The organism is Myceligenerans salitolerans, assembly GCF_017349295.1.
In the GTDB taxonomy this organism is placed as follows: Bacteria; Actinomycetota; Actinomycetes; order Actinomycetales; family Cellulomonadaceae; genus Myceligenerans; species Myceligenerans salitolerans.
Genome location: NZ_JAFMPK010000042.1, coordinates 1 through 15,773, shown reverse-complemented (window position 1 = coordinate 15,773; position 15,773 = coordinate 1). Strand labels below are relative to the sequence as shown.

Genomic DNA, 15,773 nt, shown 5'->3' with positions numbered 1-15,773 from the left:
GCGCGGGTCAGGTGGTCAGCACGGCCTCGTACGACGCTCCCCGGGCCCCGTCGAGGTCGGCCTCGATCTCGACGACCTGGCCGGGACGTACCGTGAGCCGGCTGTCGGCCCGTGCCAGATCCGGGTACCAGTCGCCGAGCAGGAGCTGGATCGACCGGTGGGCGTCGGACTTCGTCGGGTCGGAGACCCCGATGCGGGCCACGTCCCGGGTCCCCGTGGCGATCACGGCACACGGGCCGTCGGCCCGCACGGCGCCGTCGTCGACCGCCTCGAACAGATGGGCGAAGAGGAACCAGCGACTGCCCCGCACGGCACGCACCACGTGGGCGCGGGGGTCCCCGCGCAGTACCGTCGTCGTGCCGCTCGCCGCGTGCTCGCGGGTGGCGGCGGCCGACGCCCGCGGCAGGATCACGTACGCGTACCGGTCCCCGCCGGTGCCGTGGGGATGGGTGAGCGACAGGGTCGCGTAGGTACGGGTGCGGGGTGTGCGCGACCCCGCGGTGTCGCCGCCGGAGTTGATCTCGTACCAGGAGCCCGTGCGCTCGGCGACCGAGGCACGTGCCGCGTAGGTGCCGAGGAACACGTAGCCCGCCACCCCGGACAGGTGCGCCCACCGCGGCGCGTCCAGACCGGTGCGGTCGCCGACGGCGACGGGGTTGCCGTCCACGACGAGGCCCGGGTCGGCCCCGGCCGGGAACGAGCGGTTCTCGACCGTGGTCTCCGCGCCGGGACCCGTGACGACGATGCCCGAGCCGACCGCCACCACGGAGTCGTCCAGCAGGAACCAGGACTTGCGGCCGCGCACGTCGCCGAGCTCGTTGGTCAGGTCCATGCCGGCCGTGCCCCAGCGACGGGACAGGCCCACGCCGCCGCCCCAGCGGTTGGAGGCCGCCGGGACGGGGGTGCCGGAGGCCGGGCCGGGCGCCCGCTCGGCGAGCGACGCGGTGGTACCGGGCAGCCGGTACGGGTCCACCGTGGGCCAGTAGTCGTCGGAGAACTGCCCCGGGTCGTCGTCGAGGTACAGGTAGGACGCGCCGTCCCCCTGGTGCCAGCCGAAGAGGTTCTCACCGTTGCCCCAGCCGTACCGGCCGATGCGGGCGGACGACGTGGCCACCGTGAACGCCCACCCCCGGCCACGGTGCACCATCCGCTCCTGCACGCCGAACTGCACGTGCCCGGGACGTTCGGGCTCGGGCACCACCTCGGGGTCGGCCAGCAGCGCCTCGGCGCGCCGCAGATCGGAGCTGCTGGTGGGCCGGTACTCCTCGCTGCACCGCGCCAGCCAGCCCTTCGCGAACGACCGGTACCGGGTGCGGTACGGCTCGTCGACGTACTCGGCGAGCAGCATCACCGCCTCCGCCGTGCCCCAGGCGTCCCGGTAGTCGCGCTCGTGCTCGCGGGCGACGGCCCGGCCGCGGACGGTTTCCATCATGCGGCCGTTCCAGATGAACGGGGCGAAGGTCAGGGCGGGGCTGTTCAGGATGGGTCGCATGGTCTGCGACGTGAGGCTCCACCGGGTGCCGTCGAGCAGCATCACGGTCGGGGCGACGGCGGCCAGCGCGGCCTTCCCGTAGGAGCCGGCGTACGGCAGCCGCAGATGGTGCAGGTAGGAGCCGTCCGCGTAGAACCCGTCGCCGGAGGTGGTGTACGAGAGCAGGCCGAGCACGGCGTCCCGGGCGAGTTCCATGTCCTCGGGCGACTCGCCGGCGATGCCGCGCAGGAGGCAGCTGAGGACCTTGTCGGCCCGGTTCGCGCCGGTCGCCGGGCCTCCGTCGGCCTCGATCCGGTGAGGGTCGGGGGTGAAGGCGCGGATCGCCTCCAGTGCCCGCTCGACATCACGCCGGCGCAGGCGGTGCTGGAGGACCAGGGTGAGATCCGCGAGCACACGGGGAATGCCGATCTCCCAGAACCACCAGTTCCCGACGGGCTCCGCCCCGGCGTGGTACCAGTGGTCCGTGAGGTACCGGTACCAGCGGATCAGCGTCCGCTCGACCGCCTCGTCCTCGTACTGGGCGGTGCCGGGGGTCGCCCAGGCGGTGGCGATCCTCAGGACGCGCCGGTACGTGGTGGTGAGGTTCGCCGGGTTCGGGCCGCCCAGCGGCAGGTCGGGCCAGATGCTGTCGCCGGGGTCCGGGAAACGGTCGGAGTTGTCGTAGGCCCACGTGGCGTAGTCGGACAGCCGGTCGTTCCGTTCCACCATGGCGGGGGAGTCGAGACCGGCGCCGGCCGCGCCGACGATGTAGTCGAGCCAGCGTCCCCGCAGGTCGTCGAACCTGTCGGCGGAGGCCAGGCCCTCGCCGCCCGACCCGGTCGCGGCGGCACGCCCCGGCGGGCACGCGACGACCAGCGACGCCGCGGTACCGAGTGCCAGGGCGCCCCGCCGGGAGAGCGGGATCCCGGCAAGCCGTGGAAGCCCGGCCTCTCGGGGGAACGCGGCCTCTCGGGGGAACGCGGTTCGATTCTCCATGTCTGCCACCCCCGGCTCGGATATCCGGCTTTGCTTTTAAGGGTGAGTTTGACATGTCCTGGAACGAACGCACGCCGAGAGCGAATTGTGGACGCTTCTCGGGAGCCATTTTCCTCCGGTCCTTCGCGAAACACCGAGGCGTCCGGAGAATTCACGGGCATGAAACCCCATTAATGGCATTAATGTAGCCAGATGACGCCCATGACCGGCAGTGCCGGCAGCGCGAGGACGGCTCTCAGCGTGAGAGGCGGGGCTCACCGCCGGTCGGGACGGGCGGCGCGGTGCGTTCGGGGGCGGCGTCCCCGACGGCGTCCCGGACCGCGTCCCGCCGTAGCCGCAGCTCGGCCGGGGAGAGGCGGCCGGAGCCCGGATCGCCGATCGCGTCGACCAGGGCCCGGAGCCGATGCCCGGCCGCCCGGTCGACGGTCGTCGCCGTCCACTCGACGCCGGTGACGCGGGCGGCCGCGCCCGGTTCGGGCTGGGTCACGGTCGCCGTCAGCAGGACGCCGTTCGACGTCCGGGCGTCGCAGCATTCCGAGCTCTGGTTGGAGATCATGTTCCCGAGTCCGTAGGCCACCCACATCCCCGAGCCGGCGGGCCCGCCGTCGAGCCGCGCCAGGCGCTGGGGGATGTGCGCGTGATGCCCGATGACCAGATCGACCTTGCGTGAGGCGGCCAGCTTCCGGGCGAAGGCGCGCTGCTCGTCGGTGGGCTCGGCCACGTACTCGGCACCGGCGTGCATGCTCACCACCACCAGCTCCGCGCCGTCCCGCCGCGCGGCGGTCGCCTCGCGGACGACCCGCTCGGCGTCGAGCAGGTCCACGGCCCACGGCTGGCCCTCCGGCACGGAGAATCCGTTGAGCCCGTACGTGGCCGACAGGTGTGCGACCGTGAGCGAGCGGCCGGCCCGTTCGAGCGTGTAGCGCTGGGGCGCGCGCTCCTCGCGGTCGCGTGCGGTGCCCACGTGCCCGAGCCCGGCCCGGTCCAGCGCGTCGAGGGTCGCGGTCACGCCGGCGACCCCCCGGTCCATCGAGTGGTTCGACGCGGTCGAGCAGCCGTCCCAGCCCTGCTCCGCGAGATCCCGGATCAGTTCCCTCGGCGCGCCGAAGGCCGGGTAGCCGGTCGGCGTGGTGCCCGGGGGCGCGACGGGTGCCTCCAGGTGGCACAGCGCCAGGTCGGCGCGCCGGACCCACGGGTCGAGGCCCGCCAGGAGCGGCGTGTAGTCGATCGTGCCGTCCTGGGTCGCGCTGTCGTTGAGCGGGCCGTGGGGGAGGACGTCGCCGGCGGCGACGAGCGTGAACCGCGCGGGTTTCTCGTGCCGCCGTGTGCCGCGCTCGTACGGTGCGTCCGACGACACGCCGGAGGCTCGCGTCGCGGAGTCTCCCCGGTCCGGGGGCGTGTCCGGTCGCGCCCCGGGCACGGCGGTGCATCCGGTGCTGACGAGAAGCGCCGTGAGCACCACGACGGCGGGCGCGGACCAGGGGAGGCGCCGCCGCGGGGCGCCAGGCTTCGGGGTCGCACGAGATGCCACAGGCGCGATCGTAGGCCTTCGCGGGGCTCTTCGGGATGAGGCGGACCGTGGCGCCCCTGATCGAGGGGCGCCACGGTCCGCCGGTGCCGCCGGGCGATGCTCAGGGCGTGGTCCAGCGCTGGACGGTGCTGCCGTCACAGCCGGCGATCTCCGTGTGCGTGCCGTCGTTCTGCGCCCTGCCCACCGGCTGGAGGCACAGGCCGGACTGCGGGTTGCGCAGCGCTCCGCCGTCCCGGGCCCACTGCTGTGCACCCGTGCCGTTGCAGTCCCAGAGCTGCACGCGCGTGCCGGGAGCGGTGGCACCTCCGGCGACGTCGAGGCACTTGCCGAGCGCGCGCACCGAGCCGTCGGCCGCGAACGTCCACTGCTGGGCCGCGCTGCCGTTGCACCAGGCGAGCTGGACGGGGGTGCCGTTCGCCGTGTCCGCCCAGGCGACGTCCAGGCACATGCCGTTGCTCGTGGTCACGGTGCCGGTCTGGCCGCCGCCGTCACCGCCGCCCTCGGTGTCGTAGACCCGCACGTAGTCGACGCGCATCTGCTGGGGGAACTGGGTGGTGCCGTCGGGGTACCCGGGCCAGTTCCCGCCCACCGCGACGTTCAGGATCATGAAGAAGGGCTGGTTGTAGACCCACGTGCCCGGGACGTCCGCGGGAGTGCGCGTCATGTAGGCGTTGCCGTCGACGGACCAGGTGATCCGGTCGGGCGACCAGTCGATGGCGAAGGTGTGGAAGTCGTCGGCGAAGGACCAGCCCTGCGGGTGCTGGTAGGCGCCGCCGACACCGCCGCCGCCGGAGTAGCCGGGGCCGTGCAGGGTGCCGTGGACGATGTGGGGCTCGTAGCCGACGTTCTCCATGATGTCGATCTCGCCGGAGTTCGGCCACGGCGTGTCGGGGAACTGGGCGCCGAGCATCCAGAAGGCCGGCCAGATGCCCTGGCCGCGCGGGATCTGGATGCGGGCCTCGACACGGCCGTACTGCGGCTCCACCTTGTCCTTGGTGGTCATGCGGGCCGAGGTGTAGCCGCCGCCGGCCTCCTGGCGGGCCGTGATGACGAGGTTGCCGTTGCCGTCCAGGGCGGAGTTGTCGCGGCTGTTCGTGTAGTTCTGCAGTTCGTTGTTGCCCCAGCCGTGGTCACCGGTCTCGTGGTTCCAGTTGGCGGGGTTCGGCGCGGAGCCGGCCGCGCCGTCGAACTCGTCGGACCACACGAGCTGCGCGGCGGCGACGTCGGCGTCGTCGGCCGCGGAGGCGGCGGTCCCGGTCGACGCGGCGGCGACGGCTCCGGTCGCGGCGAGCGCGACGGCGGACAGCGCGGTGACGATCGTGGCGACCGCGCGGGTGCGGGGTGTGGCGCGCATGGGCTGCTCCCTTGCAGGTATGGACCCGGACTGTGCCGGCCGCACCGGGGTGCGGCCATGACAGGCGGGCGGTCACCCGCACGAAAGGTGACTGCCCGGTAAGTAAAGGGTAGGGAAGCGGCGTGGCTCCCACCATTGGGTGAATTACGTACCCCGGCGGGGGCGTCCACGTCCGTGGCGGAGGTGACGAGCACGACACCCGTCCGGGGTTCTGCCGCCTCACGGCGCGGCCTAGCATCGTACGGGCCGCACCTTTCGCACGTGAGCGACACGGCCGTCCGAGCGCCGAGAGGAGAGCGGTGTTGACCTGGGTACAGCTCGCCATGGATCTCGCGGGAGTCTTCTTCTTCGCGATGTCGGGTTCGCTGCTGGCCGCGCGCCGGCGCTTCGACATCGTCGGCTCGCTCATGCTCGGCGCCTGTGTGGGGCTCGGCGGCGGAATCCTGCGCGACCTGGTCATCGGCCAGGGGGTACCGCACGCGTTCGCGTCGCCCGTCTACCTTCTGCCGCCGGTGCTCGCCACGCTCCTCGTGTACCGGTTCGCCGCCAGTGAGCACCGCTACCGCAACGCCCTGACCGCCTTCGACGCCGCCGGCATGGCCCTCTTCTGCATCAGCGGCACACAGATCGCGCTGGAGGCGGGGCTGAACCCGGTCGCGTCCGCCGTCCTCGGCCTCATCAGTGCGGTCGGCGGGGGCGTGATCCGGGACGTCGTGGCCAACGAGGACCCGCAGCTCTTCCACCCCCGCGGGCTGTATGCCATCGCGGCCCTGCTCGGGGCGGGGTTGACGAGCGCCGCCGCGTCCGTCGGATGGATGAACGCGTGGACGGGGCTCGGGATCGCGGTGCTGGTGTTCGCGCTGCGAATGCTCTCGTTGTACTACCGCTGGGAGATCCCCCTCGCGGCCCGCCGGCCCGGGGAGCGCGGACGCGAGCACCGGTCCGTCGGGACGGCGAGCTGACGACGCGCCGACCGCGAACGATTCGGGTGATTTCTGGCTTCTGGGCGTCCGGCGCGGCATGATGGGGCCTGCCCACGACCCAGGGAGGACCGACCGTGCCGACCGAGAGCGCGACGCCCGCCGAACCCGCGACGGCCGGACCGGCGGCCTCCGCCGAGCTCCCGCCGAGGAGGCTGCGCGGCCCGCGCCTGTGGCTGCTGATCGCGGGCATCGTCGTCATGGTGGTTCTCGTGCTCTACGCGGCGCTGCTCGTGCTCGCCGGGTGGTGGTTCGCGGACTCCGGCCGGGCCGAGCACGTCGACTGCGTCGAGATCGCCACGGCGGTCGGGCAGGAGGCGCTGCCCGACGGCTCGACCGGTGGTCCGTGCGAGCTCGACGGTTTCCAGGACTGGTACGTCCAGGGCGAGTTGCGGACGTCCCGCCAGGCTCTCGACGCCTGGCTGGCGGATCTCCCGGGCGCCCCGCAGCTCGCCGGCGAGCCCTGCGTCGAGGCGATCGCCTGCGTGCAGGTGGACCTCACCCAGGAGCCCGTGGACGCGCACTACCTCGACGTGGACGTCCTGCGGGAGGACGGCGGCCAGGTGGTCGTCAGGATGAGCGCGTACACGACCTGAGCAGGACTCCGTCGAAGAAGCTCGCGAGCTCGGCCGTCTCCGTGAGGGGGAGGACCGCCGCGACGTGCTGGTCGGGGCGGACCACGACGACGGCGCCGCCGCGGTCGACGCCTCGCGCGGCGAAGATGTCGTCGCCCGGGTCGGCGGCGTACGCCTTCTCGTGGTCCACGAGCCCGAACGGCCCGACGCGCGGCAGGAACGCCCCGGGGACGTCGCTCACCTCCACCCGGGTGTGGTCGCGCTGGTAGACCACCTTGGCCTCGATCACCGAGTCGGGGTCCGCGCCCTCGGGCGTGTACCGCACGACCGGCGAGTCCGGGGACGTCGTCAGCCATCGTGCCCACCGCTCGAGCCGGGGAGCGGCCGCGTCGCCCGGTGACCCGCCGCCGTCGTCGGCGAACACGTAGACGCGCCACCGTCCGTCGGCCCGCGCATGATGTCCGAGGTGCACGGGGTTCCCGTCGGCGACCCGGGTCACCGGCGCCGACCTGAAGCGTCTGCCGAGCACGAACCCCTCGGCCAGGTGCTGATGGGTGGCCGGGCCGACGGCCATCGACTCCTCGTACTCCGTGCGGAACCCGAAGAGGAACTCCGTGGTCTGCACGTAGAAGTCCTCGAGGACGGACGGGTCGGGCAGGTCCTCGGGCCTCGTCGCCATGAGGCCGGACCACTCGCGGTCGAACTCGATGAGATCGCGGGCCACCACGTGACGCTCGGCCGAGTACGTGTCGAGCAGCGCGGCGGGTGCGCGTCCGGTCAGTACGTGCCCGAGCTTCCACGCGATGTTCCAGCCGTCCTGCATCGACACGTTCATACCCTGGCCTGCCTTGGCGCTGTGGGTGTGGCAGGCGTCGCCGGCGATGAAGACGCGCGGCGTGCGGGTCCCGGTCAGCTCGGCGGGGACGTCGTCGAACTTGTCGGTGAGGCGGTGCCCGACCTCGTAGACGCTGTGCCAGGGCACGTCCTTCACGTCGAGCGTGTAGGGGTGGAGGATCCGGTTGGCGCGTTCCACGATCTCGCGGACGGGGGTGGCGCGCACGGCGTGGGCGTCGTCGCCGGACACCTCCCCGAGGTCGACGTACCAGCGGCACAGGAAGCCTCCCTCGCGTGGGATGAGGAGGATGCTGCCGCCGTCGTGGGACTGGATGGCGCACTTGGTGCGCACGTCGGGGAAGTCGGTCACGGCCAGGACGTCGATCACGCCCCAGGCATGGTTGGCCTGGTCGCCCGCGAGCTCGCGGCCGATCGCCTCCCGGACCGCGCTGCGGGCGCCGTCGGCCCCGAGCACGAACTTCGCGCGGACGGTGCGCTCGGCGCCCTCGTCGGGGCCGGCGGTGCGCCGGAGCCGGACCGTGACGGGGTGCTCGGGGCCGACGGCGGTCGCGGGCGTACCGGCCCCGTCGTCGTCCACCGTCAGGCCGGTGAGCTCCCAGCCGTGGTCGGGCACGACCCGGGCGGGGGAGCGGGCCGCGACCTCCGCGAAGTAGTCCAGGACTCGCGCCTGGTTGACGATGAGGTGGGGGAACTCCGTGATGCCGTGCGGGTCGTCGGGCACGCGAGCGGTGCGCACGATGTGCTCCGGACGCGCCGGGTCCGGCTTCCAGAACGCCATCTCGGTGATCCGGTACGCCTCGGCGGTGATGCGGTCGGCGAAGCCGAACGCCTGGAAGGTCTCCACGCTGCGCGCCTGGATGCCGTCGGCCTGGCCCATCTCGAGGCGGCCCGGGCGTCGTTCCACCACCCGGGTGGTGATCTCGGGGAACTGCGCGAGCTGCGCGGCGGCGATCATGCCCGCCGGGCCGCTGCCCACGACGAGGACGTCCACCTCGGCGGGCAGCTCGTCGGGGCGATCGACGCCGGTCCCGGCCGCGGGCAGGATCCGCGGGTCGGACGTGACGTATCCGTGGTGGTGGAACTGCATCGCGTGCCCTTCTCGCTCGACTCCGGTGTCGATCTGCGGTGGGCGTCGGCGCCACCCCTACGCAGGAACATATACGATTCCGGATACGACCGAAAGGGCCGGGACCGTCTCAGAGCACCAGGGTCATGAACGTGCTGAACGGGTCCGGCCGGTAGTCCGCGAAGGGACCGCACTCGGTGAAGCCGTGCCGGCCGTAGAGGCGCCGTGCGGAGGCGAAGAACTCCTGGGTGCCCGTCTCCAGGCTGAGACGCCCGTACCCCCGTGACCGGGCCTCGGCCAGCACGTGCCGCACGAGCGCGGCCCCGACGCCCCGGCCGCGGGCGGGCACCGCCGTCCGCATGGACTTGACCTCGCCGTGGGCGGGGCCGAGCTCGCTCAGCGCGACGCAGCCCAGCAGGGCCCCGCCCTCGTCCCGTGCGGTCCAGAAGGTGATCGAGGGCGCGAGCAGTGCCGCGTGGTCGAGCGCGTGCACGCTCTCGGGCGGCGACGTGGCACGCATCTCCGAGAGGTGCTCGTCCAGGAGCAGCCGGACATCCGCGGCCACGGGCGAGTCGACGGCGATGTGCATGGCGAGATCCTCGCATCCCCGGCGGCGGGAATGCTCCGGGAGTGGCGTCGTGTTGCCGGGTACATGGACTTCAACCAGCAGATCATCGACACCTTCCGGGCCAACGGCGGCGAGGTGAACGAGCCGATGCAGTTCGGCAAGGGCCTCGTGCTCGTGCACGTACCGAAGAAGGACGGCGGCGAGCGCATCGCGCCGCTGGCCGCGATCCGGGAGGGCGACGCGTGGCACGTCGTCGGCTCGGCCGGCGGCTCGCCCAAGCACCCGGCCTGGGTCTACGGCCTGCGCCGTGCCGAGCAGGGCGGCGATCCGGTCGACGTCGAGGTCCCGGGCGACCCCGTGGCGACCGTCACGACGAAGGTCCTCGAACTGACCGGCGCCGAGCGGGAGGCGATGTGGGAGCGGTTCAAGGCCCTCTCCAGCGCCTTCGCCGGCTACGAGCGGACGGCCGAGGGACGGGTCTTCCCGATCTTCCGCCTCGGCGCCTGAGCCGGCGGTCGGCGGGTCCGGCCCGTCCGCGGGTGATCGGCCGTCCGGACCACCGATCACCCGCGAACGGGCCGGCCGGCTACCGGTGCCCGTCCGCCGGCGGGAGCACGCGGCTCAGCGGGGAGACGCGGATCGTGTCCACGACCGGCGCCTGGGACGAGCGCAGCAGGATCCCCGGCCACGTGTCGCTCGCGAAGGTCTCGCCGTCGAAGTTCGGGGCCTCCGACGATGCGAACACCACCGTGTTGTGGCCCGCCACGAGCTCGACGTCGACCGTCAGCTCCGCGAACGCGTTCGCGTGGAACGTGTGCGGGAACAGCGCCTGCCGGACCGGGCCCTCGTTCACCGAGATGTCCGCCCGGCGGGCGAGCGGGTCCGGGTTGTAGTGCGAGGCCTCCGACTGCTCCGGGTTGGAGTAGCGGACCACCATGGCGTACGTCCCGTCCTCGGGCACGGTGACGTCGAACCGCAGCGTGTTCTCGTTGCCGGGCACGCCGCCGATCCCCGCCACGGCGGCCCCGCCGTCGGCCAGCGACCGCTCCTCGACCACGACGGTCCCGGCGAGCGCGGCGTCCTCCGCGCGGTGCTCGACGACGTCGAGCCTGCCCTCGCCGGGGCCCACCGTGATCCGGTCGAGGACGAGCCCGCGCGCCCGGCCGGTGACGGTGATCTTGTTGACGCCGCCGCGCAGGTGCACGGCGGCCGCCCGGCTCCCGGCCAGGGAGAGCACCTGGTGACCGTTCACGGCCACCACTCCCGAGCCGGAGCCGACCAGGTCGACTCCCAGCGTCGCCTCGCCGTCGACCGCCCCGTACACCCAGAAGGTCGCGGTCTCGCCCGCTCCGAGCCCGACCGCCCCGGACCCCGACACCGATGCCTCGGCGCCCGGTCCGCCCGGTCCGCCCGGTCCGCCCGGTCCGCCCGGCCCTGCCTCGCCGGACCGGCCGTGGCGTTCCGGACGGGCCCGTTCCGCGGCGCGGGCGATCGCGTCCGCGTCGTAGAGGGCCCGGCCGCCGTGGTTCGCCAGCTCCGCCTCGTAGACCGACGTCGTCGCGTCCGGGTTGGGCAGCGCCAGCGTGATCCGGTCCACGATCGCGTCGCCGACGGTCGCGCCGGAGCCGTCGAGGCTGCGCGCCGCCAGCGAGATGGTGTGCGTACCGGCGGTGAGGTCCACGGTCGTGTCGGCGTGGTCCCAGACCACCCACTTGTACCCCAGCGGCAGGTGCAGCTCCTGCTCGGCGTGGCCGTCGACCCGCACGAACACGTTGGTCGGCCCCTGCTCGGCCACGAGGCCGTCCGTGTTCAGGCTGTTGGCGAAGACGGACAGGTCGTACGTGCCGTCGGCCGGTACGTCCACCTCGAAGTCGAGGACGACGTCGGACCCGGTGCGCAGGCCGCCGACGTCGTAGCCGCCCGACGTGTAGAACTTCCCGACGTCGGACGGTGAGCCCTCGGGCCCGTTCCTGCTGTACCCCGAGCCGGTGTGTGCGGCGTCCTCGGCCTCGTAGCTGCCCTCCCAGAGCGCGGGCGTCGCGCTCGCCGACGTGCCCGCGCCCGCGGGCGTCACGACCACCTCGTACGCCGAGGGCTCCCGCAGCAGGGGCAGCGTCCCGCCGTCGAACTCGACCGACACCGTGCCGTCATCCGACACGGGCAGCGTCAGCTCCGCCACGTGCCGCGGCTGCGCCGAGTCGCCGAGCTGCCCCGTCCAGGGGATCTCCCGGACGAACACCCGCACCTCGTCGCCGAACACGTCGCGCGGCACGTTCACGAGGTCGACCGGAGCGGCGCCGTCGGCCCCGCCCAGGATCGTGCGCGCCACGGCCCGCTCCGCGTCGAGCGTGGCGACCCCCTGCAGCGTGTAGTTCTCGCCCGGGAACGGCGGCGTCACCTCGACGGTGTGGCCGGTCATCTGCCCGTACGCGTTGAGCAGCCACCACTGCCCGTTGCCGCGGTTCGCCTCGACGGCGGAGTCCGACAGGTTGCCGTCGATGTTCCAGTAGGCGATGTCCGCGTCGACCTTGGCGTCCTCGATCGCCGAGACCCACTGGATCATCTGGCCGGGTACCGACGTGTGGTAGTTGAACGCGTACTCGTTGATGTTGATCGGCAGCTCGGTGCCCTCGTACGAGGTGCCGGCGAACACGTCGGCCTCCCACTCGCGGTACGTCGCCACCGAGTCGCGGATCTTCTGCGGGTGCGACAGCTCGTGCCACGTGATGACCTGAGGCACGGTCCCCGCCTCGACGGCATGCTCCAGGAAGCCCTTGACCTGCGGGTACAGGATGCTCGTGTTCGGCCCGGCGATGCGCGCGTCCGGCATCCGCTCCGTGATCGTCCGGTACGCCCGGTCCCAGGCCGCGAAGTAGTCCGCGGGGTCGTCGAGCCAGCTCGTGCGGTCGTACGACCACTCGCCCGTGCCGAACATGTTGCCCTCGGGCTCGTTGAACGGCACGAACACGACGTTGTCCTGGTACTCCTCCGGCAGGGTGAGCACCTGGTCCACCTGGACGGCCATCTTCCCGATGAAGGTGTCGATCTTCTCCTGCGGCGTCTCGCCGGGCCACTGGTACGGGAAGCCGCGGTGGATGTCCGTCATGTAGATGTACACGTCGCCGTCGGTGGCGTCCGCCAGCGGCCGCACCACCTCCAGCGCGTCGGCGCCCGGGTGCTGCGGGCCGTCCTGCGCCTTGGTGGAGACCGTGCGCAGGCTCATCCCCTCGATGAGGTTGTCCGACGGCAGGCCCGGCCCGTACAGGCCGTACAACGTGCCCGAGGCGCCCCCGTGGAACGCGCCGGTGTCGCTGCCCAGGTCCACGCGCAGCTCGCCGCGCGTCACGGTGACCTCCGCCGTGACGGTGGCCCCCGCCGCCTGGCCCCGCACCGTGTAGGTGCCGGGCGTCGCGTACCGCTCCGGGTCGACGTCGTCCCACACGACCGGCACGTCCCGGTCGTACCCGTCGGAGAACGTGGCGCGGACCGTCCGGGGCAGGTCGGGCGCCGCGCCCACGAGGGTCCGCAGCCCGTACGTGTCGTCCACGGGGCCGGCGGCGGTGGGCACCTCGTCCACGAGGGCCGCGACCTCCTCGGCGCCCAGCGCGGCGTGGTAGACACGGAAGTCCGTCACCGCGCCGTCGAGCAGCGGGTCCGGGTAGAACGACCTCCCGATCCAGCCGGCCCGCTCCGCGCCCGCGTCGAGCAGCTCGCCCGCCGAGATCGCCGTCGGCGCCGACGCCACCGCCACGCCGTTCAGGTAGGTGGTGATGCGCCCGGCCACCGTGTCCAGCGTCGTGGTCAGCGTGGCCCACTCTCCGGCCCGCAGCGGGCCGTGGCCGGTGACCTGTGCCTCGCCGCCCCCGCCGCGGGTCGTCACGGCGGTGCGCAGGTTGCCCTCGTGGTTGGACGGCGTGCTGAACAGCGAGCGCTCCGTCGAGGAGCCGAGGTCGAAGACCCGCTGCCACGCGCCGCCCTCGCCGTCCCAGCGCACCCGCGCCGACACCGTCAGGTCCGTCGCGCCCTCCAGCGCGCCGCGCGGCAGCGACACGTGGCCCCCGTCGGGCCCGCCCGCCAGGTTCAGGGCGGAGCCGCCGTCGTCGGTGCCGATCACGGACGCCTCGCCCGCGAGCGTGCCGTCCAGTCCGTTGCCGGAGACGTCGGGGACGGTCCCGTCGCCGACGCCCTCCATCGTGTAGTGCAGGTGGGGCACTGTCTCCTCCGTGTCGTCCGCCGACGCCGCCGTGGCGCCGGCCGTCAGCCCCGCGGCGAGTGCCAGTGCCGCCGCGAGGGCGGCGGCCAGGCGCTGCGGGGAGCGGTGCGAGATGGTTCTCATCGTCGAGCCCTTTCTCTCGTCGTGCGTGGTTCCGGTCGTCGGTGGCGTCGTCGGGGCCGTGTGCCGGCAGGTCAGCCGACCGGGAGGAAGACCCGCATGGCCGCCGGCCCGCGTTCGGCCCAGCGGTGGTAGGGGATGAGGACGACGTCGGTCGTGTCGCCGGCCGCCGTGTCCGGCCGCGGTACGGGCGGGGTGCCGAGGAATGGCGGCCCGCCCGCGGGGGCCGGCGTGGGCGTGGAGATCCGCGCGCGCACCCGGGCGCCGTCGGCGTGGGCCTCCGGCGGGACCGAGGGGTCCAGGCGCAGGTCGGCAAGGTCCGCGCCGTGCGGGAGGTCGTGCGACTCGGCGCAGAGCACGAGCGGGCCGCGCTCGACGGCGACGGTGCCGCGCAGGGCGTCCACGCGCGGGTCGGGCCAGGTGAGGCGGGGTGCGGTGGGCAGGTCGAGGGCGACGACGTCGCCCGGTGCGAACGTGCGGCGGACCTCCGTCCACCCGGGGTGGACCGTGTGCGGGTCGCCGTGCCCGGCACCCGCGGCGCGCGGGGCCGTGACGGTGGCGCCGTCGGCCCACGACGGGACCCGGAGACGGAGCGTGACCGGCCGGTCCGGGGCCTCGGTGATCTCCGTGTGCACGTACCCGTCGTGCGGGTAGCGCGTGGTGACCCGCAGGCCGAGGACGCCGCCGTCGTCCAGGGCGAGGCGGGTCTCGCCGGCCGCGTACTGGGCGAGCGTGACGACGTCGCCCTCGACCGTCGCCGTGTACGAGGTCCAGGACGCGAGCGTGCGCGCGACGTTGGTGGGGCAGCAGGACACGTCGAACCACGGGGCGCGCACCCCGCCCTCGGCGCGGGGATTCACCTGGTCGGGAAGGAGGTCGCCGCCGGGTGTGCGCTGCTGGAGCGGGTTGGCGTAGAAGAAGGCGCGGCCGTCCGAGCGGGGCGAGGTGGCGACGACGTTGTAGAGCGTGCGCTCGACGAGGTCGGCGTAGCGGACGTCGTCGGTGGCCAGGAGCAGGCGCCAGGAGACCATGACGGACGCGATGCCGGCGCAGGTCTCGCAGTAGGCGCGGTCGGCGGGCAGCTCCCAGTCGTCGCCGAAGCCCTCGTCCTGGTGGCGCGAGCCCATGCCGCCGGTGAGATGCGTGCGGCGCTCCACGGAGCGGGTCCACTGGCGCTCGACGGCGGCCAGGAGTTCGTCGTCGCCCGTGTCGACCGCGACGTCGACGGCGGCCGCCGCGAGGTAGAGCGCGCGTACGGCGTGCCCGCGCCAGGCGTCCGCGTCGCGGACCGGGACGTCGTCCTGGAAGTACTGGGGGCCGAGCAGGGCGATCGGCGCGAGCGTGCCGTGGCCGCGGCGCTCGACGAACAGGGCGGCCTGTGCGGTGTACCGCGGCTCGCCGAGCGCGCGTCCCAGCTCGGCGAGGCCGACCTCGATCTCGGGGTGCCCGCAGACGGCCTCCCGGGCGCCGGGGCCGAACTCGCGGCAGACGTGGTCGGCGGCCCGGATCGCCGCGGCCACGAGGGGGTCGGCGACGGTGGACGGGCCTTCGGCCGCGGGCGGGCCGGCGGGCCCGGAAGGCCCTGTCGTCGTGCGGATCCGGGCCACCGCGGCTTGGAGCAGGTGGCCGGTGCAGTACAGCTCGTGTCCGCTGGACAGGTCCGTGTAGCGAGCCGGCTGCCCGGCGTGCCCGTAGCAGGTGTTGAGGTAGCCGTCGTCGTCCTGGGCGGCGACGACGCGGGCGGCGAGCTCCTCGAACGCCGCGTCCGCGCCCACGTCGCCCGACCGGGCGTGCTCCCAGGCCAGCGCCTCCAGCAGCTTGTAGACCTCCGAGTCGGAGAACTGCCAGCCGGGACGCTCGCCGACGGCGGTGGTCCCGGCCGCGACGCGGTCGAAGTTCGCGATCCAGCCCAGCCGTTCCATCCAGTCCCGGCAGTGGCGCAGGGTGGCGTTCGCGTTGACCTCCAGGAGGCCGGCCCAGAACCCGCCGGTGACCCGCACCTCGCCGAGCCCGGCGCCGCGCCGGGACGCCGTCGGCGCGACCG

Annotated in this window: 10 protein-coding genes; 3 read left to right on the top strand and 7 right to left on the bottom strand. The window is 73.6% G+C overall.

Going from position 1 to position 15,773, the window contains the following annotated elements:
* Window positions 1–7: 7 nt before the first annotated feature.
* From J0911_RS10365 to J0911_RS10355, 3 genes are all read right to left on the bottom strand, one after another.
* On the bottom strand, window positions 8–2,467 hold the full coding sequence (locus J0911_RS10365) for a polysaccharide lyase 8 family protein (protein WP_207275393.1): 2,460 nt from the start codon (window positions 2,465–2,467) through the stop codon (window positions 8–10).
* Window positions 2,468–2,702: 235 nt separating this feature from the next.
* Window positions 2,703–3,998, bottom strand: coding sequence for a CapA family protein (locus J0911_RS10360; RefSeq protein ID WP_307865017.1), 1,296 nt, complete (start codon window positions 3,996–3,998; stop codon window positions 2,703–2,705).
* Between the two features lie 100 nt (window positions 3,999–4,098).
* Window positions 4,099–5,352 (bottom strand): glycoside hydrolase family 16 protein, encoded by a 1,254-nt coding sequence (locus J0911_RS10355; RefSeq protein WP_207275392.1) that lies wholly within the window; start codon window positions 5,350–5,352, stop codon window positions 4,099–4,101.
* Window positions 5,353–5,651: 299 nt separating this feature from the next.
* Between J0911_RS10355 and J0911_RS10350 the strand changes: the two genes are divergently transcribed.
* Together J0911_RS10350 and J0911_RS10345 are read left to right on the top strand one after the other, a co-directional pair.
* Window positions 5,652–6,314, top strand: coding sequence for a trimeric intracellular cation channel family protein (locus tag J0911_RS10350; protein WP_307865016.1), 663 nt, complete (start codon window positions 5,652–5,654; stop codon window positions 6,312–6,314).
* A gap of 95 nt (window positions 6,315–6,409) precedes the next feature.
* Complete coding sequence (locus J0911_RS10345; protein ID WP_207275391.1) at window positions 6,410–6,928, top strand: hypothetical protein; 519 nt, start codon at window positions 6,410–6,412, stop codon at window positions 6,926–6,928.
* Here J0911_RS10345 and J0911_RS10340 read toward each other — a convergent pair.
* Both J0911_RS10340 and J0911_RS10335 read right to left on the bottom strand, forming a co-directional pair.
* A complete protein-coding gene (locus J0911_RS10340) occupies window positions 6,903–8,849 on the bottom strand; it encodes an FAD-binding monooxygenase (RefSeq protein ID WP_207275390.1) in 1,947 nt (648 codons plus the stop codon). The genes J0911_RS10345 and J0911_RS10340 overlap by 26 nt on opposite strands.
* 109 nt (window positions 8,850–8,958) lie before the next feature.
* On the bottom strand, window positions 8,959–9,417 hold the full coding sequence (locus J0911_RS10335; RefSeq protein ID WP_207275389.1) for a GNAT family N-acetyltransferase: 459 nt from the start codon (window positions 9,415–9,417) through the stop codon (window positions 8,959–8,961).
* Here J0911_RS10335 and J0911_RS10330 point away from each other — a divergent pair.
* Window positions 9,412–9,903 carry a nitroreductase/quinone reductase family protein gene (locus J0911_RS10330; RefSeq protein WP_207275388.1) on the top strand — a complete coding sequence of 164 codons (492 nt, stop codon included), beginning with the start codon at window positions 9,412–9,414 and terminating at the stop codon, window positions 9,901–9,903. The two genes, J0911_RS10335 and J0911_RS10330, sit on opposite strands and share 6 nt — an antisense overlap.
* A 79-nt stretch (window positions 9,904–9,982) precedes the next feature.
* Here the strand turns inward: J0911_RS10330 and J0911_RS10325 are convergent, their stop codons facing one another.
* Together J0911_RS10325 and J0911_RS10320 are read right to left on the bottom strand one after the other, a co-directional pair.
* Window positions 9,983–13,732, bottom strand: a complete 3,750-nt coding sequence (locus tag J0911_RS10325; protein WP_207275387.1) for a LamG-like jellyroll fold domain-containing protein — start codon at window positions 13,730–13,732, stop codon at window positions 9,983–9,985.
* A gap of 71 nt (window positions 13,733–13,803) precedes the next feature.
* On the bottom strand, window positions 13,804–15,773 hold a 1,970-nt coding region (locus tag J0911_RS10320), incomplete at its 5' end, for a glycoside hydrolase family 127 protein (protein WP_242636571.1).

Bases quoted from the DNA above. Each gene is read 5' to 3' on its own strand.
- J0911_RS10325 (WP_207275387.1), bottom strand. From the start codon at position 13,732: ATGAGAACCATCTCGCACCGCTCCCCGCAGCGCCTGGCCGCCGCCCTC.
- J0911_RS10340 (WP_207275390.1), bottom strand. From the start codon at position 8,849: ATGCAGTTCCACCACCACGGATACGTCACGTCCGACCCGCGGATCCTG.
- J0911_RS10335 (WP_207275389.1), bottom strand. From the start codon at position 9,417: ATGCACATCGCCGTCGACTCGCCCGTGGCCGCGGATGTCCGGCTGCTC.
- J0911_RS10365 (WP_207275393.1), bottom strand. From the start codon at position 2,467: ATGGAGAATCGAACCGCGTTCCCCCGAGAGGCCGCGTTCCCCCGAGAG.
- J0911_RS10355 (WP_207275392.1), bottom strand. From the start codon at position 5,352: ATGCGCGCCACACCCCGCACCCGCGCGGTCGCCACGATCGTCACCGCG.